This window comes from Natrinema sp. HArc-T2 (assembly GCF_041821085.1).
GTDB lineage: Archaea > Halobacteriota > Halobacteria > Halobacteriales > Natrialbaceae > Natrinema.
Genome location: NZ_JBGUAZ010000001.1, coordinates 766,284 through 785,974, shown reverse-complemented (window position 1 = coordinate 785,974; position 19,691 = coordinate 766,284). Strand labels below are relative to the sequence as shown.

The following is a 19,691-nucleotide window of genomic DNA, read 5'->3' as shown; positions in this document are numbered from 1 at the left end:
TCCGGCACAGTCCGAAATCGATGGCCGACAATCGCGCCGCTCAGTTAGAGAACATCGAGCCGAGTTGGTCGCGCCAGTCCTGGATGTCCGTCACGTCCGCCCGAACCGTCTCGAGGTCGTCCGCGACGGTTTCGAGGTCAGCTTCCACATCCTCGAGGGTGTCTTCTACGTCGTCGACGGTATCCGTAAGGTCCGAAACGTCGTCGTCGATCTCCGTGACGGTCTCGTCCAGGTCGTCGACGTCGTCTGTGACGTCGCTCAGATCCGTCTCGAGATCGGCGTTCCAGTCCGTGAGGTCCGCAACGTCAGCGTCGAGTTCCTCGACCTGTGACGACGTTCCCCCGAGTCGCTCGTCCATCGACGCGAGGTCGTCTTCCAGCGCCTCGAGATCGTCCTGGACCTCCTCGATGAGCTGTGCGCCGGTGCCGTTGTCCTCGAGGAACGTCTCGAGTGCGTCGGTGTAGGCGGCGACCTCCTCGACGCGAGACTGGAGGTGCTCGACTTTCGCGATTTCCGGCCCCGAAGGCTCGAGGTCGAGTTCGGCCTGAATCGTCTCGAGATCGTCGTCGTCGACCGTTCCGTCTCGGATCTCGGTCGCGAGGCGAGCCGCAACCGAGCCGTCGAACTCGACAGTGGCGGTTTCGGCTTCAGCCGGCGAATCGACCGCGTCGGCATCGGCATCTGCAGTCGGTGTGTCGGCATCGACCGTCTCGGCAGGGTCTTCCGTCTGCTCGGCTGCCGGTTCGGCTGTGTCGTCACTGTCACTGTCTGGCTCGTCTGGCTCTGCAGCACCGTCGGCTGCGTCGGACTCGACTTCGAGGGCCGGCGTTTCGGTGTCGTCGGCGCTCGCTTCGACTGGTTCGTCCGAGGAGTCGTCAGTCGCCGGTTCGGCATCGCCGCTGGTCGGTTCGGCGTCTGCACTCGCCGATTCGTCCTCGGTGGCTGTCTCGTCCGCGTCGGTGTCGATCGTCACGTCGTGTTCGGTATCGTCCTCGACAGTCGACTCGGTGTCTGCTTCGACGGCTGGTTCATCGTCCTCATCAGACACCGGTTCGTCGTCATCCTCGACAGTCGATTCGTCGTCTGCTTCGACGGCTGGTTCGTCATCCACATCAGCCGCCGGTTCGTCGTCCTCGACGGACAGGTCGTCGTCCTCGTCGAACCCAAGGTCGATATCCGGCTCGTCGTCCTCGACGGACAGGTCGTCGTCCTCGACGGACAGGTCGTCATCCTCGTCAAATCCGAGATCGATATCCGGCTCGTCGTCTTCTGGGAACTCTTCGTCGCCGAAGCCGAGATCGATGTCCGGCGTCTCGTCGTCGTCAGCCGTCTCGTCGTCGACCGGATCGGGGTCGGTGTCGACATCCCCGAGATCGAGATCGAGGCCCGAGGTGTCGTCTTCGTCAGTTTCGTCGTCGGAGTCGTCTTCGTCTTCCTCGAGGCCGGGAACGGCGTCCGATTCGCCGGAGATCATGTCCTTGACGGCCTGATTGCCGTCCTCGGAGACGATGTTGCCGATGACATCGTCGTCGAGTTCGTCGGCATCTGACGGGTCGTCGTCGCCGGCCTCGAGTTCGAGGATCGCCGGCTCAGTGAGAAACGCCGCGGCTCGACTGTCGTCGTCGATCTGGATCCCGTAGACGGTCTCGAGCGCGCTGCCGGCCTCGAGTGTCGCCGTGAACTCGACGTGGTTGTCCTGATAGGCGGTCCAGTCGTCGCTGTGATAGTCGGGGTGAAAGCCGACTTTGTCCATCGGGAACGAGTCGGGAATGTCTTCTGAGAGTTGGATCGTGACCGACTCGTCACGGTCCGATTCGATCTCGAATCGGATCGCTGGAACGGGAAACTCGTCCGCTTCGAACGTCTTCTGGACGGAGATCCCATCGGCGCTGACCTCGATTACGTCGTCCGTATCGGCGGTGCTGGTCATATGGAACCAACGTTACCATACCATTATTATAAAATGTGCGGACAGTTTGGGAATCGTTACAAATCGACGCGGTCGCCGATCTCGACGAGCTCGAGCCGTTGTGGATACTCGAAACTGGCCGTGTGGTGGTGCAGTGCCGTCGGATCGGCGGTCAGACCTTTCCACATGTCCCAGTGACTCGGCAAGAGTCGGTCACACTCGAGGGCGCTGGCACACTCGACGGCTTGATTCTCGTCGTTGTACCAGCGGGTTCGCTTGGGCTCGCGGGTCTGTTTGTCGGGAATCTGTCCGACGGTGCCGAAAGCAAACACCGCGAGATCGATATCGTACTCGTTGCCGATCCGTTCGAACTCGTCGGTCGGTTTCGTATCGCCGCCGTGGAAGAAGGTGCCGGCGTCGTGTTCGAACACGTAGCTGACGGGATGGGTCGCGTCGGGATCGTTGGCGGGCTCGACGTGGACGGTGAACTCGCCGATCTCGAGGGAGTCTCCTTCGGCGACTTCGGTCAGCTGGTCGTCGGTGACGTCCCACTCGTCGGTCCACGCCTCCTCGTCGCGGGCTTTCGCAACGCTGTCGTCGGGTGCATAGAAGGTCGCATCCGTGTTCGCGAGAATCGGGGCCTGACTCGGCCCGTGGACGTGGTCGGTGTGTTCGTGGGTCGCGAGGACGGCGTCGGCCTCGGCAACGTCGCCCGGGTTGAACGGCACGGGAATCATCCGGACCGTCCGCGGTGGATCGCCCAGTCCGAGATACGGATCGATGTAGATCGTCGTTCCGTCGGTCCCCTTCAGGACGAAGCCGTTACAGCCGAGATACCAGATCGCGACACCCTCCGGCGTCGCGTCTTCGACGTCGCGGACGAGCCAATCGTCCCAGTCGCTTTCGATCATACTCGAGGCTGTGGGGACCGACTGAGTAAGTGTTGTCGTCTCCGCGAAGTGGGGCGAACCCCGACAAGGACCGGCGCCGGTCGTGGCTTGACCTACCGCGTTGCCCGGTACCGTGACCTGACCGGCGCTTGTCTTCGCCGTCGCCTGACCCCGACTCGATCACGGAGAGCGTGGCTGGGCGCGATAGATCAGCTGGTGTGTCGTTGGCGCGGCGTCGTCGACATGTCGTTCGACGGTCACCGACTTGTCGGTCGCTGTCGCTGCTGCGTCGCCGGGCCGGATCCACTCGGGGTCGACAACCGGGTGGTCCGCGTCGGCGACCCGCCCCGCCTCGGCGTCGTAGTCGACGAGCGATGCATCTGCCAGCATGGGTCCGTGAACGTGCACGAACGCGGTCGCCACCTCGTCGACACGCTCTCGGGCGACCTCACGCTCGGTCGTCTCCGCCTCGCGAGCCGCGACGCGACGAGCCAGCGTTTCGGTCTCGAGCGGGCGATCCTCCTCGGCAAGTATCGACAGGATCGTCCGTCGACGGTCGGCGGCGAGCGCGCGGAACACTGCATCGAGTGTGGCGTCGTCGGCGTCGTGGCGGGCCGACACGATGCCCTCGAGGAGGGCGTCGTCGAAGGCTGGATGATCGCCCAGTACGATCGTCTCGTCATCGACCGGCTCGAGGAGACCAGCGTCGGTCAGCGACGGCACCAGCCGGTGATGGACATCGACGAGCGCCCCTCGATAGTCGTCGTCGGTCATTTCGGCGGGTCGTTTATCCATTGTTACTGCTGCGAGGTGGCGCGCAAGCTCGTCTTTCTCGAGTTCGTCCGGCGATCGCTGATACACGACCCGGAGAACGGTTCGTCGACGGCAGTCAGCGAAGGCGTCGAAGAACTCGTCACGGACAGCGGTCGTCGATCCGCTCGGTCCTGTATTACTCATCGACTACTGGTCGGTGACTAGTATGCAAAAGGGCACTCCCAAATTGCGTTGGAATCTCCACCTTGGTCCATAATTTCCATACTATACTAGACTCTACACGGTTATACTCTGGAGAAAGTAACACCCTATTTTGGGGTGGTCGCCGAGCGTTCTGTTCTCCGCAGCCGTCACCGAGCGGAACGGATCGCCGAAACGGGAGTCGTGACGGCGACGACAACCCGAACGCGATAGCGAGAAAAAAGAGGGCGTTACCAGGTGCCGTGGAAGGTATCGAACGAGAGGCTATCAAGCGGCTCGTCACCGACGGCGATCCGGTACTCGCCGGGGGTGAGCATCGGCTTGTGGAACTGCGGGCCGTCGTCGGTCGTGATCCGTGGACAGCCGGTGTTGACGAACGCGTCCATGTCGAAGTTGCGCAGGCGATCCGGCGTCACTTCGTCCATCGTGATGAGGTACGCGTCGTCGTTGTCGTCCAAGATCTCCTGAGCCTGCTCCCAGCGACCCTGTCCGATCTTGGTACAGAAGATGACGCCCCACTTCTCGGCGTCCATCGCGCGATGGATCGCGCCGTAGCGCTGTTTCATGAACTTCTCCGTATCGGCGACGGTGACGACGTTATTGACCGGATCCGCGATGACCACGTGCTTGTCGGGATGTTCCATCGCCAACCCGAGCGGGTGGAACTTGCCACCGCCGACGTAGAGCACCTGATCGGCGGGCACGTCTGCACTCGCATAATTGCAGCCGAGTACCTGCCCCTCGTGGGTCAGCCGGTCGTCGCCGCGACGGCTGTGGACCTCGTAGCCACGCTCCTCTAAGAACTCCGTCATCTCCTCGTAGCGATTCATGTGCTGGGCCGTCGTGACGAGGCCGACGCCCTCGGTCTCTTCGGGCGGCTCGAGGGTCTCGAGCGCTTCCTCCATGATCGGTTTGACTTCGACGTTCGAGAACAGCGGCACGTAGATGACCTTGTCCGTGTTCTTCATCGGCGAGTGGCCGAAGTGAACGAACACGTCGGTGCGTTTCATCAGATAGGTGTCTAGGTCACAGGCCCCATAACAGGGCTGGCCCGACAGCATGAACGTCACGTCGTCGTCGGTCAGTTCTCTGAGGTCGTCGGCGACGGCTGGACCGCGTCGCTTCAGTCCTTCAGGAAACTGGAGCCCGACTTTGTTTGCGTCTCGTTCCTCGATCTCCTCGACGATCTGCTCGAGTTCGTAGTCCCACTCACGGTCGTGTTTGAGACTCATCCCGGTGTTTCGGAGGTCGCCCTCGCTGTACTCCGACTCCTGACTCATTGACAGCCTTTGCTGCCACGAACGTATATACTGCACGCTGTCGAGAGCGGAGAATATCGACCGCAGTCAGCAATAGTCCGTGCGACCCCGTCGTGTCGCCGTCTCAAACCGCCTCAGGATTGCTCGCTTGCCCGCCGTGGCTGTGTCGTCGTCGAGAACTCACATGTCGCGAACGCGGCCCGAAAGTCGTCGCTGTCGAACGAGTCGACCAGTTCGTCGAGTTCCGAAAACACGTCGTCGAGTTGCTGTTGGACCGTTTCGTGGTCTTCGTCTGTGAGATCGTCTCCGGTTTCGAGCGCGCCGTGTTTGGTCGCAAGCGACGTACACTCCGCGATCAGTTCGTCGTATCGGGCACGACGAACCAGGCTGTCGACAGTCTCGAGAAGCTGTGTCTCGTCGACGGGTTTGGTGAGCGAATCGCCGGCAGTGGGCTGATAGTCCGAGCCGTGCTGGTGCTGGTCGTCACGGAGCACTGCGACCGTCTGTGCTGTCGCGCGGCGTTCGAGTTCGGCTGCGACGACCGAGCCCGACTCCGTCCGGAGAGCGGGGTCGACCAGCACTGCGTCAGCATCCTCGAGAAGTGCGAGCGTCTCGTCGCCATCAGTCGTCGTCACAACTCGGTAGTCCTCGGCGAGCCACGATCGCAACCGAGCAGCGACGGCGGGGTCGTCGTCTGCGACGAGAACGGTGTTCGTATCACCAGCCATAATTCGGGATGGTAGTATCTCACGGCCCGATTACTATCAAACTATGGAATTATATTGTTTGAGCTACAGGTGTCGGTCGATAGAACCGGCTGTCTGACCACGAGCCGTGGTCCGGATTCTCGGATCCCTCGAGCCCACCAGACGTGTGTTGGAGTGAATCCGTGACCGCTCGATCACGGTAAGATTCAGCCGCTCGTTCGGTTCGTTTTCCGTCCCAACAGTCATAGTACTGGAGCGTAAACGGGTGGTCAATGGCAGCGGAACAGGCCCCTGACGGGTATCTCTTCGACCTCTATCGTCGATACATCGGTGAACCGGAGGATCGAACCGACGTCTACGTCGGCTTCGGTCTGTTCCTGGGCGGGATCGGGCTGGCAGTCGTCGCACTGTTGCTCTTTCTCTGGGGCAATACGAACCCGGCCAGATCCGCCAGCTACTTCGCGTGGGTCGGTCCCGCGTACGGACTCGCGATGGTGGCCGTCCCCGTCTTGATGCTCGGGATCGTCACGCTCCTGCCGGCGGAACGACGGGTACTGTATACGTCGATCGGCGGTGCAACGATCACTCTCGCTGCGGTCGCCGGTTTCCTCTCCGTCTATCCACACCACTGGAACGGCTACGGAAACGACTACACCGTTCAGGTAGTTGCGGTGTACGCCGTCGGACTCGCCGGCATCACCGCCTCGACGGGTGCAGCACTGATCGCCCACTATCTCGATATGGCACAGCAAGCCGACGTGGTGGTGTCCGACGAGGAAGACGACGACCCCGACGTAACCGATACAGAGGTCCAACAGGACATCGACGACGCGATGGACGGCGTCGAACTCTCGTGGGGCGGCGTCGAGAAGACCGAACACAAACGGCTGAGCTTCTCCGAGGACGATTTCGACGATGTCAGCGTCGACACCAACGCCGGCACTACGACGACGCGGTCGTCGGGCGTCGACGCGCAAGTCGCCGGCCTCAAAGGACTGAAAGGCGGCGAAACGAAGCAGACGACCTCGAGTTCGACGGTCGACGACCAGACGGCGAAACTCAAAGAGCTCCGCGAGCAACAGCGAGCTGAAGAACTGGCGACGGCAGACGAGAGTAGTGCCGTCGAGACGGTGACGTCTCCGGTCTCGAAGCTATTCGGACGGATCCGCGACCTGATGAAGCGAAATTAATCCAGGTGGCCGGAAAGAAATAGCGTCGTCTTTCATAGTATCAGATCTGTAAGTGGCGCACATAGATTTATAATCCGTCGGTTTCCTTCCCCACACATGGCCAAAGGCCTAGACGTCGGGACGATGAACATCCTGTCTGCACAGCAGGATGGAACCGACACGGTATTCGTGCAACAGCGTAACTCATTCGTCGAGATCGAGTACTCGGATATGGCCGAGCAGATGCTCTCGCGAAGCGAAGTCCTGCATATTCGCAAAGACGACAAGGTCTACGTCGTCGGCGACGACGCACTCAACTTCGCGAACATCTTCAACAAGGAAACCCGGCGACCGATGAAACACGGGATCCTTTCAAATGATGAACAGAGCGCGATCCCGATGATGAAGCTCATCATCGAACAGGTCGTCGGCGAGCCCGCCTATCCGGACGAGAAGCTCTATTTCTCGACGCCAGCGGATCCGATCGACTCTGAACTCTCGACGCTGTACCACCAGAAGACGATCGAATCCTTCCTCGACGACATGGGCTACGACGCCGAGCCGATCAACGAGGGGATGTCCGTCATTTACTCCGAACTCGCGGACAACAACTTCACCGGCCTGGGGATCTCGTTCGGTGCCGGCATGACCAACGTCTGTCTGGCCTACTACGCAGTGCCCGTCATGAAGTTCTCCGTCGCCCGCGGTGGCGACTGGGTCGACGAACAGGCCGCTCGCGCAACCGGCACGCCCGTCGACAAGGTCACCTCGATCAAGGAAGACGACTTCGAGCTCGACTTCACGACCGACGTCGGCGGCGTCGAGGGTGCGCTGTCGATCTACTACGAGAACCTGCTGGACTACGTCATCGAGAATATCGTCACGGAAGTCGACGAGGAAGACGTCGAAGAAGGACTGGACATCCCCGTCGTCGTCACCGGCGGGACCTCGAGTCCAAATGGCTTCGAAGCACTGTTCCGCGACCACCTGCAGGAGGCGAACATTCCGTTCTCGATCAGCGGCGTCTCGCACGCGAACGAGCCACTGTACAGCGTCGCTCGCGGTGGGCTCGTTGCGGCTCGCTCCGACGAGGACGTCGACCACGAGGAGGAAGCGGACGAGGCGGAAGCAGCGCCTGCAAACGAGTAAGCCGTCGCCGCTGTAGCGGTCCTTTCTCGCGTTTTCAGGTATCGGTAGCGACTCGAGTGGGGTCAGCGATCGGTCGACTGCTCGTAAAATCGGTTGAGTGCATCGCGCCACGACTCGTGCTCCTCGCCGGTCGGCTGATGTTCGACAGGAATGTCAGCGAACCCACAGCGAGAACATATGACCGTCGATACCTCGCCGAGCGAGAGTTCTTCGATGGCACCTCCACACCGTGGACACTCCTCCATACCTGTAACTTCCGCGGAGTGTCCTTAACTCTATTCGAACATATCGTGAAACGGAAACGTCCCGCTTCACACGAACACGACCAGCAACACGCCGGCGACCTCGGGGGATCCATTACGCTCGAGCACTGACGACCGACTATGTCCAGTCCCTCTCGGCGCACGCTCGCCCGTCGACTCGAGTCGGTCGCGGACTTCGCGGAGCCGTCGGCTCACCTCGAGCAGTATCTCACCCCGCCGGAACTGGCCGCCCATCTCTGCCATCTGGCAGGGTTACAGGGCGACCTCGAGAGACGAGTCGTCGACCTCGGGACCGGCACGGGAATGCTCGCGATCGCAGCGACACTGGCCGGGAGCGACGACGTCGCGGCGATCGACGTCGACGCCGATGCGCTCGCGGTCGCCCGGCGAAACGAGCGGTCGGTCGTCGAAGACGCCAGTGAGGACAACGGCAGTCCGATCGCGTGGCTCCGCGGCGATGTCACCCGCCATCCGTTTTCGTGTACCGACGCCACCGTTCTCTCGAACCCGCCCTTCGGTGCACAGCGCGGGAATCGACACGCGGATCGGGACTTTCTGGAGACGGCACGTGAGATCGGGGCGGTCTCCTATACGATCCATAACGAGGGCAGCCAGTCGTTCGTCGAGTCGTTCGCCGCCGACGAAGGCGGGACGGTGACCCACGCGTTCCGGGCGGCGTTCCCGCTGCCCAAGCAGTTCGACTTTCATACCGAAGCCGAGACGACGCTCGAGGCGGAGGTCTTCCGCATCGAGTGGCCGACACGAGCGTAATCCGCGACGCGGAGTCGCGGTCACGACCCGTTGTACGTCTCCTTGCTTGCGATCGCGACCCGCGTTCCGTCGGCGGCCGCGTAGATCGTCTTCTCGTCGCGCTCGAAGGTCAGCCCGCCTGCCGTTGCCGTCTCGTTTGCTGCCGGAATCGGCGTCGTCGCGACAGCGTCAGTTTCGTTCCCGTCGCTCGAGGTGACCGCGAGGGCGAACGTCCCGCCGTCGGAGCTGACGGTTACGTTTCGACCGGCAATCCGCGCCTCGGCCCGCGAATCGTTGGATTCGTACGCGAGTTGGCGATCGTCGCCGTCTTCCCACAGCCAGACCTGATAGACAGTGTCGTTGCCGACCGGCTCCCAGCCGGCGCGCTCGACGTGGACGTCCTCGCGCCAGCCGGGGCCGCCGACAGTGACCGTTTCCTCGCCGGTAAAGGCGAGACGCTGGGTGCTGATCACCTCGAGCCAGATCTCGCGGCGCTCGCTGGCGACGACCACCCCGCTCGACTCGAGGCCGTCGTCGCTCTCGATGGCCTCGATGCCGATCCCAGTGACGAGCTCGTTCGGGACGCCTTCGACGTACTCGACCGTGTAGTCCCGGATCTGAAGGGCTGAATCCGACGATGCCGTCGCGTCGTCGACGACGAGGAAATTCGCGGGGACAGCCATGCCGGCGAGAATCGCGAGCACGACGACGACTGCAAGAAGGGCGGCTCGCCTGCGAGTTAGTTTCGACAAACTCGGCTCGTGATCGCCGGTTCCGCGGACAAGCTCGCGCACGCGATCGATACGGGCCGTAACGACGCGATCGCGGGCAGTGCCGGCGAGCTCGAGCGATCTGGCGACCGATGGCAAATCGCTATCGTTGGGCGACTGCGAGACCAGCCTCTGGAGTCGCGGCGGGAGCAGGGGTGTGTCGGAGGCGGTCATCGACAGCGTGACCACGAGTGCGAGCACCGCGACGACAGCGACGCCGGGTCCCTGGTAGAGCACGAACGTGTTCTCGGCACCGAACCAGTAGATCGCCCACAGCCCCTTCGAGAAGCCAAACAACAGGACGGCGAGCCAGAGCCGTAGCGGATCGGGACGGCTGTGGCGGCGCTTGAGGAGGGCGATTCCGAGGACGAAGCCGACGAAGAGCCCGAGCGCGTGGCCCTGGATGGCGATGCCGGCCCAGGAGGGTGCCGACGGTGGGCTGGGCTCTGCCGTGTAGACGCGGATGGGCTCTTGCAGCGCGTAGTAAAGGCGCAAGACGGCGCTCTGGACGCCGAGCGTCGCGATAATCGTCGCGATCGGGTAGTGGACGATCGCGAAGCCGGCGAGTGCGAAGACGACGCCCGAAAAGCCGATCACGGGGCCGAGCGCGAACAGGCTCATCACGAGTCCGACCCCGATGACGGCAAGCGGGAAGACGACGACCGCCCGGACGCGCGGATCGACGGCCCACGAATCGGTTCGTACCGGATCGCGCTCGTCCGGATAGTGGCCCCAGGCGTACTCGGCGATCGGCGCGACGACGGCGGTTCCAGCGAGGTTCCCGATGAGATGGCCCGGCCCGGCGTGGGAAAACGACGCCGTCGCCATCCCGAGCGGATAGAAGTACGACCAGGTGCGGAAGGGAATCGTCACGGGATCGTCGAAGTCTGCCAGCCCGCTCTGGACGAACAGGTAGACAGCGAGGACGAACGCGATCACGACGAGCGAGCCCCACGGAATCCCGTAGACGAGTCGCGCTCGAGCCACGTCGTACCAGTCTCGCGCCGGTCGATGAACCCACCTGACGACCGCGATCGACCCGATCAGCGACGCGGCGACGACGACCGCGAGCAGGACCCCGAGGGTGCGCATATGCCGTGGTTCGAACGGGGCCGTATAGTGATTTGCCTTCACCGAAGCCGTTCGGTCTCGGCGCCCTCGCCGTGCCGTCGTGGAGACGCGCCGGGGGGTCGCTACCCGATCCCCACCGAGGGCTGGCTTCGAAAGGTACAAGCGGTCGACGGCCGCACTGATTGACATGGAACTGCGGGTCACCGAGAGCACCGAGGACGAACTCTCGATCGAGATCGCCGGCGAGGACCACACGTTCATGAACGTGCTCAAGGGTGCGCTGCTCGAGCACGACGACGTGAGCGCAGCAACCTACGACGTCAACCCCGAACAGTCGGGTGGCCAGACCGAGCCCATCCTGACGATCAAGACCGAAAGTGGGGCCGACCCCCTCGGGTGTCTCGAAGACGCGGCTGTGACCGTCCGCGAGAAGGCGACATCGTTTCGCGACGCGTTCGAAGCGGCTGCATAAGCACTGGTAGTCGTCAGTCTCGGGCTGTGCTCCATCGTTTCTCCTCGTTTTCCTCTCGCATTCGGGCGTGAGGAGCGCAACCGTCGATCGATGGCAGCGCGGGCCGCGGACGTGAGTCGAGACGTGATCGGTGACGAACGTCGCACCGACACCACGGGAGATCCACGGAGACGGCAGCCACGTAACGTGGCCACGTGGATCAGTTGGTGGAGTTACACGTCGCGTAAAACACGTAGACAGAGCCGTCGACAACGTGAAGATCGAGTCCCTCCCTGTCGAAATCGCTGTCGCCGGTCTCCTCGCTGAGTGCTGTGGCGACGTCGTCGGCGAGTGCCGCCTCGTCGTCGTAGTCGGCGATCGATAGCGTCCCCGCGAGCCGTCCGGCGTACGGCTCATTCCGGCAGTCGACGCCGAAGTCACTCGCCTCTACCGGCTCGGGCCTCGACTCCTCGTACTCGATCGCCACGAACGCGCGGTTCATGTATTCGGTGTACTCCCCGAGTCCGTCGTCGTACGTTCGTGACTCGGACTGATTCCGGTCAGCCTCGAGCCGGTCGTGGACCGCCTGCTCCGTCGCCTCGAGATCGATGCCCGCGGCCTCGACTCCCTCACCGGGTGCGTCCGGCGGCGACGGTTGTCCGACTCCCGGCAGCACCGACGGTGGGATGATCCCCGTCGCGAACAGCGCGATGACGAGCCCGATTACGGCAAGAACCGGGAGGTAGGGTTTGGCGACCGCGAGCCAGCTCGGTGTCTCGAGATCGCGCTCGAGCCCCTCGTAGGTCTGTTCGACCTTCTCGAGATCGGGATTGCCACAGCGAGAACACGGCGGGGAGTTCCGGACGTGCTCGCGGCCACAGTTCGTGCAGGCCCAGACGTAGTCGGGGCCGGTGTCGACGGTACCGGTTGGCGTCGGATCGCTGTCAGGCGCACCGCTGCCAGCCGCGTTGCGGTGGCGATTGGGATCGGGGTTCTCGTCGGCCCGGACGACCGCCTTCTCGAAGGTATTGTGCCCACAGTTGTCACAGGGAGGGTCGTTCTCCGCGTGTGGTTTGCCACACCACGTACACCGCCATTTCACTGCTAGAAAAGCACGACTGCGACGAGATAAGCGTATTGGACGGGAGCGTAGCGACTGCCGGACTCAGCGTCGCACCGGGACGCCGTGCTCGTCGAGATAGGCTTTCGTCTCCTCGATCGAGTACTCGTCGAAGTGGAAGATCGAGGCCGCGAGGCCGGCGTCGGCACCGGCCTCGGTGAACACGTCGTACATGTCTTCGGGACTGCCACAGCCCGAGGAGGCGATCACCGGCGTGTCGACGGTGTCGGTGACTGCGTTCGTCAGCGGCAGGTCGTAGCCGTCTTTCGTGCCGTCTTTGTCGATCGAGTTGACGAAGAGTTCGCCCGCACCCCGGGACTCGGCCTCGGCGGCCCACTCGAGGACGTCGATCCCGGTCCCTTCGCGGCCACCTTTCTTCGTGCACTCGAACCAGCAGGACTCGCCGTCGATCTCGACGTAATGTTCGCCCTGTTCGTCGAAGCGCCGTTTGGCGTCGACGCTGATGACGATACACTGGTTGCCGAAGGCTTGTGCGCCTTCGTTGATGAGTTCGGGGCGCTCGAGCGCGCCGGTGGTGATCGAGACCTTGTCCGCGCCGGCCCGCAGGGTCTCTTTGATGTCGTCGGTGGTACGGATGCCGCCGCCGACCGTCAGCGGGATGAAGACCTCGTCGGCGACGTCACGGACGACGTCGAGCATCGTCTCGCGGCCCTCCGCGGAAGCGGTGATGTCGAGGAAGACGAACTCGTCCGCGCCAGCCTGATTGTATGCACGCGCCATCTCGACCGGATCGCCGGTGTATTTCAGATCCTCGAAGTTGACGCCGGTGTAGACCGCTGGATTCCCGTCGTCATCGAGGTCCACGTCGATACAGGGGATAATTCGTTTGGTCAGGACCATGTGGTAACTACTGGATAGTTTGAACCGCGAGTAGTAAAGGCGTCTGGATCGGGCGGTGTCTGCCAGGGCCACGACAGTCCAATCTTGCCGGGGACTCGAGCAGTCTCGCGCCGGTGTAGGAGAGATTAAGTGTCAGAGCCAAAAACGGGCGCGTATGGCAGACGACACCGAAACTTCCGACGAATCCGGAGCCGACGTCGGTCACGACCTCGAGGACGAGCGAACGACTGCCCCGATGAGCGCGTACTCGGCACGAGACGTGGCGATCGGCTTCGTCGTCATGCTCGTCGGCGTCGCGGTCGCGTTCGGGGTTCCGTTGCTCACGGTCGGCGTGTGAACCGGCGGCTAACAACGTATACACCGATCACACGTGACCGCGTCGGTGATGAGTTGCTACAGAAGACACTCGAGTAGGCACTGATCGTCGTCCGGCAGGCCGAATCCGCCTGCTATCGACGGCAGACGGGCAGACGCGCTGCCGGACGCCCGAACGAACTGCCGAAAAGATAGACGTTAGAAGACGTATTCGTCGTCGTGGCCCATCATGCCGTCGTCTTCGAGGCCGGTTCCGCCAGTTGCGCCCTCGTCTTCGTCCATCGGTCCACTCGTCTTGTAGGCCTTGATACCCGTCGATAGGAGGTCCTCGATCGCTTCCTCGCGGTTGACGAACTCACCGCGTTCGACCATCTGCGCGATCTGCATCTCGAGGTGCTCCGGGATAGTGATCTCTACTTTCGGCATCTGATTCGGCTTTCGGCGAGGGGGTATTTAGGTTTGACGGGGAATCTACACGGAGTGGAAAGAAAAAATTCAGTCGTGCGAAAGGACAGTTGCCGCTCGAGCGCCGATCGACTGCCGATGCTGCGAACGGTGGCGTCGAACCGGTAGGCGCTGCCCTATCGGTTGCCCATCATGGAGTCGAACGCCTCCCGTATTTTGGTTCCCGGCTGGGTCAGCGTCTCGAGTTGCCGGCGCATTTTCCGCTGGTTGAAGTAACTCGCGAACGCGAGGATCGTCGGCGGCCAGAGGCCGACGAACGTCCCGAGCTGACGATCGCCGCGAATGAAGTAGTAGTACAGCGAGAGCCCGACTGACGCAGCCGATGCAAGGACGGCGGGGCCCATCGCCTCGTCGCTGATCGCTTCCGGTTGCTTCTCGGTGACGTCCTGCTCCGTGAGTTGTTGTCTGCTCGCCATGCATCGATAGCCTTGGGGAGACTGTACTAAGGCGTAGCGAGGGTTTCAATGGAAACTGCCGCTTGTGCTCGTCTTGGAACTGTTTCGGTTCGTTTCTGCCCCTGTGTCCGCTGCCAAATTCGACGTTTCTCGAGGAGTGGCAGGCGATGGCGTCACACCTACGTCGCTCGGCACGAACTCACGCGTATGGAGACGACTGACGTCACGGACCTCTACCAGGAGTTCGGCGACGAGCGACTGCCGCCGGGACAGCGTGAGACGGACGCGTTCCCCGTCCTCTCGAAGAGTGCGACGCCCGACTGGGATCCCGAGACGTGGGAGTTTACCGTCACTGGAGCGGTCGACGAGGAACTGACGTTTTCGTGGGAGGAGTTCCGATCGCTGCCGAGTGTCACCCAGCGCCAGGACTTTCACTGCGTCACTGGCTGGAGCAAGTTCGACTGTGAGTTCACGGGAGTCTCCTTTCCCACGCTCGCCGAACGGGCCGGCGTCCACGACGATGTCGTCCATGTGCTGTTTTCCGCACTGGACGACTACACCACGGATCTGCCGCTCGAGGACTGCATGCGCGAGGAGGTCCTGTTTACGTGGGCGTTCGACGGCGAGGAACTGCCCGCAGACCACGGCGGCCCGCTTCGGGTAGTGACGCCACACAAATACGCCTACAAGGGCGCGAAATGGGTCGATGGCATCGAGTTTCTCACCGAACCCCAGCGGGGCTACTGGGAACGGCGGGGCTACTCGCTGACTGCGGACCCGTGGCAGGAAGAACGCTACAGCTAGACGGATACACCAGGTGAGCGAATAGTTAGGCTGAAGGCGGGCCGGTCCTGAGACTGTGTCGATGGACCGATCGTCGGGCGAGGGTCGACTAACGGGGGAGACCGAGTCGGTTGACGGCACCGTCGACCTCGTCAGCCGGAGTCGCGAACTCGAGACCGCCGCGCTCGGTGCGGTGCTCGAGGATGAGACCGCGTCGAGAATTCAGTGGGCCACACCCGACGGCCTCGAGATCGTCGGTCGCGGCGTTGCCGCCCGCTTTACCGCTGCCGGCACCGACCGATTCGATCGGATTCGAACGCAGGCGAGCCGTGCCTTCGACGGACTCGCACACGATGGCCCCGAACACGCGCGACCGCGGGCGTTCGGCGGCTTCTCCTTTCACGACGGCCACGAAGCCGGCCCACCCTGGACCGGCTTCGACGCGGCCTCCTTTGTCGTCCCGAAACTGTTCGTGACCCGCAGCGACGGCGAGACGTGGCTGACCGCCGTCGGAGAACACAGCGAGACGGTTGCTGACCGTCTCGAGCGCTGGCACGATCGCCTGATGAACCAGCCGGCGACGCGATCAGCCAACGCGACCCCCGGCGTCGACGCGACACGGCGGACGACCTCGCAGGCCGCCTGGACCGAACAGGTCGACACCGCTCTCGAGCGGATCGACGACGGTCGACTCATGAAAGTCGTCCTCGCACAGTCACTCTCAGTCGACCTCGAGCAGCCGATCGACGTGCCGGCGACGCTCGAGCGGCTCCACCGGCGGTATCCGAACTGTTATCGCTTCTTGGTCGATCACGATGTCGGTGGCACGTTCTTCGGCGCGCCACCCGAGCGACTGGTTTCGAAACGCGGCGCACACGTCGAGACGGAGGCGCTGGCCGGGTCGGTTCCCCGGGGGGACACGTCGACCGAAGACGAGGCACACGTCGAACGGATGCGCGCCGACGCGAAATTCCAGCAGGAACACGGCCTCGTCGTCGACGCGATCCGCGAGCAACTCGCACCGCTCGCACGCGAACTCACCGTGAGCGAGCAGACGATCCGCCGGTTGGCGACCATTCAACATCTGCGGACGCCGATCGAAGCCACGCTCGAGGGTGATCGTCACGTCCTCGAGCTCGTCGAGGCGTTGCACCCGACGCCCGCGGTCGGCGGCGTCCCACCCGATGCAGCCTGGGAGACAATCCGCGACACGGAGCCGTTCGACCGTGGCTGGTACGCCGCGCCGGTCGGCTGGTTCGACACCGCCGGCGACGGCGAGTTCGCGGTCGGACTCCGCTCTGGCGTCGCAACCGACGCAACGGTGACGCTGTTTGCGGGCAACGGGATCGTCGCCGACAGCGACCCCGACGAGGAGTGGGACGAAGTCCAGCTGAAGTTCCGACCGATTCTCGACGAACTGCGGTAGTATCCAATGTCTGCACCCAACCGTGCGACCCTCTGGGGTCGCGTCCTTGCCGACGAACTCGCAAAAGGCGGCCTCGAGGCCGTCTGTATCGCTCCCGGCAGCCGGTCGACGCCGTTGACGGTCGCGTTCGCCGAGCACCCTGAGATCGACGTTTATTCGCACTTAGACGAGCGCTCGGCGGCCTATTTCGCGCTCGGTCGCGCCCGCCGGACCGGGGAGCCGACGGCGCTGGTCTGTACCTCCGGGACGGCAGCCGCGAACTTCCATCCCGCCGTGATGGAAGCCGATCAGGCTCGCGTGCCGCTGCTCGTGCTCACCGCTGACCGTCCGCCCGAGTTACGCGACAGCGGCGCGAACCAGACCGTCGATCAGGTCAAACTCTACGGCGATGCGGTTCGGTGGTACACCGAACTGCCCGAACCCGAAGCCGACGAGCGGAAGGTGCGCAGTCTCCGGACGACCGCTGCCCGTGCGCTCGCGGAGACGACCGGCGTCCCGCCCGGCCCCGTCCACCTGAATTGTCCGTTCCGCAAGCCCCTCGAGCCGATCGACGTGCCCGGTGACGTCCCCGAATCGTTCACCGACACGCTGGCAGCAACAGGTCGAGACGGGCCGTTTGTCGAGACCACTGGCGGAACGCAGACACTCGCGGACGACGACCAGCAACGGCTACTGGGGGAGCTTGAGGGCGCTGACCGCCCGCTGATCGCCGTCGGTCCCGCCGATCCGACGGCTCTCGCCTCCCTCGAACCCGGCGCAGTCACCGACCTTGCCGATCGGCTCGGCGCGCCGGTCCTCGCGGACCCGCTTTCGGGGCTACGATACGGTCCACACGTCGAACGACCCGATGAGGACAGCGGCGAACCGCGGACGGTCTACGGCGGCTACGACGCCTACATCGACGCGCTGCCAGCGCCGGACGTCGTCCTCCGGGTTGGCGCGTCCCCAACGTCGAAGCGGCTCCGCCACTGGCTTCGAGACGCCGATGCCCGGCAGTTCTTGATCGACCCTGCGGGCGCGTGGCGAGAGGCGACGTTCACCGCGACTGACCTGCTCGCTGCCGAACCCGGTGCCGTGATCGACGGGCTGCTCGAGGCGCTCGACGAGCGCGAGCACGCCGCGTCGGCCACGATTCCGTCCGTTGACGACGCGTGGCGCGCCCGGTTCGACGTGGCCGAACGCTGTCACTGGGAACTTTGCGACGAGGCACTGGCTGCGGACGCACTCGAGTCCAACCCGTTCGAGGGTGCGATCCTCGCCGCGGTGATCGCGAACGCGCCAGATCCGGCGACGGTGTTCGTTTCAAATAGTATGCCGATCCGGGACGCAGACCGATTCGGTCGGCCGCAGGCGACCGACCTGACGGTGCTCGCCAATCGCGGCGCCAGCGGCATCGACGGCATCGCGAGCACGGCGCTCGGCGCCGGCAGCGCGACCGACGACCCGCTCGTACTGGTCACCGGCGATCTGGCCTTCTATCACGATTCGAACGGGCTGCTCGCGGTCGATCGCTGTGACGTGGACGCGACGATCGTGCTGCTGGACAACGACGGTGGTGGTATCTTCCACAAACTCCCGATCGAGGAGTTCGACCCACCCTTTACTCAGCAGTTCAAAACGCCCCACGGCCTCGAGTTCGACGCGCTCGCCGACTTCTACGACCTTCCCTTCGAGCGCGTTGTGCCCGCTGACTTCGCAGCCGCGTATCGCGACTCGCTCGAGACGCCGGGCACGCAGGTTCTCGCCGTCGAGTTCGAGTCCGAAGAGAGCCACCGGCGACGCGAAGCGCTCGCGGATCGCGTCTCTGATGCTGTGACGAGCGCACTCTCGGACGATGCGCTCGACGGGTCGGACTGATCTCGACGGTGTCGACCGGACGGCCCGTTGAGAGGGTCGCCCGAGAGGCGCTTCGTTCCTTACGATCGCAGCGGACTGTCTCTCCTCACCACGGGCGTGTTAGCACGTGTCGCGGTTTCTCTCCACCAAATAAATCACAGCGTGCTATATGCAACTCGAGAGATCGCGACGCGAACCTATTTCTGGTATCGCCGACGACACTCGAGCAAATGGTTTCGGACCTCTTCGATCCGGCACAGTGGGAGCCGACGGACCTGAACGACGAGTTCAGAGACATTACCTACCACCGCGCGGTCGACTCCGGAACGGTGCGGATCGCGTTTGACCGGCCTGACGTTCGCAACGCCTTCCGGCCCGGAACGGTCGACGAGCTGTACGACGCCCTGGATCACGCGAAACGGCAGACTGACGTGGGCTGTATCCTGCTGACCGGCAACGGCCCCTCCTCGAAAGACGGCGGCTGGGCCTTCTGTTCGGGGGGCGACCAGACGATCCGCGGCGAAGATGGCTACCAGTACGAAGGCGACGAAGAACGGGCCTCGGAGCAGGGCCGACTGCATATCCTCGAGGTCCAGCGGTTGATCCGTCACATTCCGAAGGTCGTCGTCTGCGTCGTCCCTGGCTGGGCCGTCGGCGGCGGTCACTCGCTGCACGTCGTCTGTGATCTGACTCTCGCGAGCGAAGAACACGCGAAGTTCCTCCAGACCGACCCCGACGTGGCCAGTTACGACGCCGGCTTCGGTTCGGCCTACCTCGCCAAGCAGATCGGCCAGAAGAAGGCCCGCGAGGTGTTCTTCCTCGGGAAGACCTACTCCGCCGCGGAAGCCGAAGAGATGGGAATGGTCAACGAGGTCGTCCCCCACGAGGAGTTAGAGGAGACGGCCCTCGAGTGGGGGCAGCGAATCAATTCGAAGAGCCCGACGGCGATGCGGATGCTCAAGTACGCTTTCAATATGACCGACGACGGGATGATCGGCCAGCAAGTCTTTGCCGGCGAGGCGACGCGGCTGGGCTACATGACCGACGAGGCGAAGGAAGGCCGGGACGCCTTCGTCGAAGGGCGCGATCCCGAGTTCGACGAGTTCCCGTGGCACTACTGAGCCAGG

General features: G+C 63.5%; 20 protein-coding genes. 9 read left to right on the top strand and 11 right to left on the bottom strand.

The genetic code is table 11. The annotated features are described in order from the left end of the window. Nucleotides 1-40: 40 nt before the first annotated feature. From ACERI1_RS03995 to ACERI1_RS03975, 5 genes are all read right to left on the bottom strand, one after another. Complete coding sequence (locus ACERI1_RS03995) at nt 41-1,930, bottom strand: AAA family ATPase (protein WP_373616749.1); 1,890 nt, start codon at nt 1,928-1,930, stop codon at nt 41-43. A 56-nt stretch (nt 1,931-1,986) separates the two neighbouring features. Continuing rightward, a complete protein-coding gene (locus tag ACERI1_RS03990) occupies nt 1,987-2,820 on the bottom strand; it encodes an MBL fold metallo-hydrolase (RefSeq protein WP_373616748.1) in 834 nt (277 codons plus the stop codon). A 159-nt stretch (nt 2,821-2,979) separates the two neighbouring features. Next, nucleotides 2,980-3,756, bottom strand: a complete 777-nt coding sequence (locus ACERI1_RS03985; protein ID WP_373616747.1) for a hypothetical protein — start codon at nt 3,754-3,756, stop codon at nt 2,980-2,982. A gap of 248 nt (nt 3,757-4,004) precedes the next feature. After that, nucleotides 4,005-5,054 (bottom strand): diphthamide biosynthesis enzyme Dph2, encoded by a 1,050-nt coding sequence (dph2, locus tag ACERI1_RS03980; protein ID WP_373616746.1) that lies wholly within the window; start codon nt 5,052-5,054, stop codon nt 4,005-4,007. Nucleotides 5,055-5,167: 113 nt separating this feature from the next. Continuing rightward, nucleotides 5,168-5,761, bottom strand: a complete 594-nt coding sequence (locus ACERI1_RS03975; RefSeq protein ID WP_373616744.1) for a response regulator — start codon at nt 5,759-5,761, stop codon at nt 5,168-5,170. Between the two features lie 251 nt (nt 5,762-6,012). On the opposite strand from ACERI1_RS03975, the gene ACERI1_RS03970 reads away from it, so the two are divergent. Together ACERI1_RS03970 and ACERI1_RS03965 are read left to right on the top strand one after the other, a co-directional pair. Continuing rightward, entirely contained in the window at nt 6,013-6,930 is a 918-nt protein-coding gene (locus ACERI1_RS03970; protein ID WP_373616743.1) for a permease, read from the top strand. Nucleotides 6,931-7,026: 96 nt separating this feature from the next. After that, nucleotides 7,027-8,058, top strand: coding sequence for a hypothetical protein (locus tag ACERI1_RS03965; protein ID WP_373616741.1), 1,032 nt, complete (start codon nt 7,027-7,029; stop codon nt 8,056-8,058). Nucleotides 8,059-8,120: 62 nt separating this feature from the next. Here the strand turns inward: ACERI1_RS03965 and ACERI1_RS03960 are convergent, their stop codons facing one another. Next, complete coding sequence (locus ACERI1_RS03960; protein WP_373616739.1) at nt 8,121-8,303, bottom strand: zinc finger domain-containing protein; 183 nt, start codon at nt 8,301-8,303, stop codon at nt 8,121-8,123. A gap of 138 nt (nt 8,304-8,441) precedes the next feature. Here ACERI1_RS03960 and ACERI1_RS03955 point away from each other — a divergent pair, with 138 nt between their 5' ends. Further along, a complete protein-coding gene (locus ACERI1_RS03955) occupies nt 8,442-9,092 on the top strand; it encodes an METTL5 family protein (protein ID WP_373616737.1) in 651 nt (216 codons plus the stop codon). 20 nt (nt 9,093-9,112) lie between these two features. On the opposite strand, the gene ACERI1_RS03950 is transcribed toward ACERI1_RS03955, so the two are convergent. Beyond that, nucleotides 9,113-10,933 (bottom strand): rhomboid family intramembrane serine protease, encoded by a 1,821-nt coding sequence (locus tag ACERI1_RS03950; RefSeq protein WP_373616735.1) that lies wholly within the window; start codon nt 10,931-10,933, stop codon nt 9,113-9,115. Between the two features lie 166 nt (nt 10,934-11,099). Between ACERI1_RS03950 and ACERI1_RS03945 the strand changes: the two genes are divergently transcribed. After that, nucleotides 11,100-11,384: a DNA-directed RNA polymerase subunit L gene (locus tag ACERI1_RS03945; protein ID WP_373616733.1), complete on the top strand. Its 285-nt coding sequence runs from the start codon at nt 11,100-11,102 to the stop codon at nt 11,382-11,384. 199 nt (nt 11,385-11,583) lie between these two features. Here ACERI1_RS03945 and ACERI1_RS03940 read toward each other — a convergent pair whose 3' ends face one another. After that, entirely contained in the window at nt 11,584-12,465 is an 882-nt protein-coding gene (locus ACERI1_RS03940; RefSeq protein ID WP_373616731.1) for a hypothetical protein, read from the bottom strand. Nucleotides 12,466-12,528: 63 nt separating this feature from the next. Further along, complete coding sequence (gene hisF / locus ACERI1_RS03935; RefSeq protein WP_373616729.1) at nt 12,529-13,344, bottom strand: imidazole glycerol phosphate synthase subunit HisF; 816 nt, start codon at nt 13,342-13,344, stop codon at nt 12,529-12,531. 154 nt (nt 13,345-13,498) lie between these two features. On the opposite strand from hisF, the gene ACERI1_RS03930 reads away from it, so the two are divergent. Continuing rightward, nucleotides 13,499-13,681, top strand: a complete 183-nt coding sequence (locus ACERI1_RS03930; protein ID WP_373616727.1) for a hypothetical protein — start codon at nt 13,499-13,501, stop codon at nt 13,679-13,681. A 176-nt stretch (nt 13,682-13,857) separates the two neighbouring features. Here ACERI1_RS03930 and ACERI1_RS03925 read toward each other — a convergent pair whose 3' ends face one another. Continuing rightward, nucleotides 13,858-14,085, bottom strand: coding sequence for a ribbon-helix-helix domain-containing protein (locus ACERI1_RS03925; RefSeq protein WP_008014354.1), 228 nt, complete (start codon nt 14,083-14,085; stop codon nt 13,858-13,860). A 155-nt stretch (nt 14,086-14,240) separates the two neighbouring features. Further along, complete coding sequence (locus ACERI1_RS03920) at nt 14,241-14,540, bottom strand: hypothetical protein (protein ID WP_373616726.1); 300 nt, start codon at nt 14,538-14,540, stop codon at nt 14,241-14,243. Between the two features lie 186 nt (nt 14,541-14,726). Here ACERI1_RS03920 and ACERI1_RS03915 point away from each other — a divergent pair, with 186 nt between their 5' ends. The 4 genes from ACERI1_RS03915 to ACERI1_RS03900 all read left to right on the top strand — a co-directional run bounded on the left by ACERI1_RS03915 (nt 14,727) and on the right by ACERI1_RS03900 (nt 19,685). Continuing rightward, nucleotides 14,727-15,323 (top strand): sulfite oxidase-like oxidoreductase, encoded by a 597-nt coding sequence (locus tag ACERI1_RS03915; protein ID WP_373616725.1) that lies wholly within the window; start codon nt 14,727-14,729, stop codon nt 15,321-15,323. A 61-nt stretch (nt 15,324-15,384) separates the two neighbouring features. Beyond that, nucleotides 15,385-16,728, top strand: coding sequence for an isochorismate synthase MenF (locus ACERI1_RS03910; protein ID WP_373616724.1), 1,344 nt, complete (start codon nt 15,385-15,387; stop codon nt 16,726-16,728). A gap of 6 nt (nt 16,729-16,734) precedes the next feature. After that, nucleotides 16,735-18,585, top strand: a complete 1,851-nt coding sequence (gene menD / locus ACERI1_RS03905) for a 2-succinyl-5-enolpyruvyl-6-hydroxy-3-cyclohexene-1-carboxylic-acid synthase (protein ID WP_373616723.1) — start codon at nt 16,735-16,737, stop codon at nt 18,583-18,585. Between the two features lie 209 nt (nt 18,586-18,794). Beyond that, nucleotides 18,795-19,685, top strand: a complete 891-nt coding sequence (locus tag ACERI1_RS03900) for a 1,4-dihydroxy-2-naphthoyl-CoA synthase (RefSeq protein ID WP_373616722.1) — start codon at nt 18,795-18,797, stop codon at nt 19,683-19,685. Nucleotides 19,686-19,691: the final 6 nt, after the last annotated feature.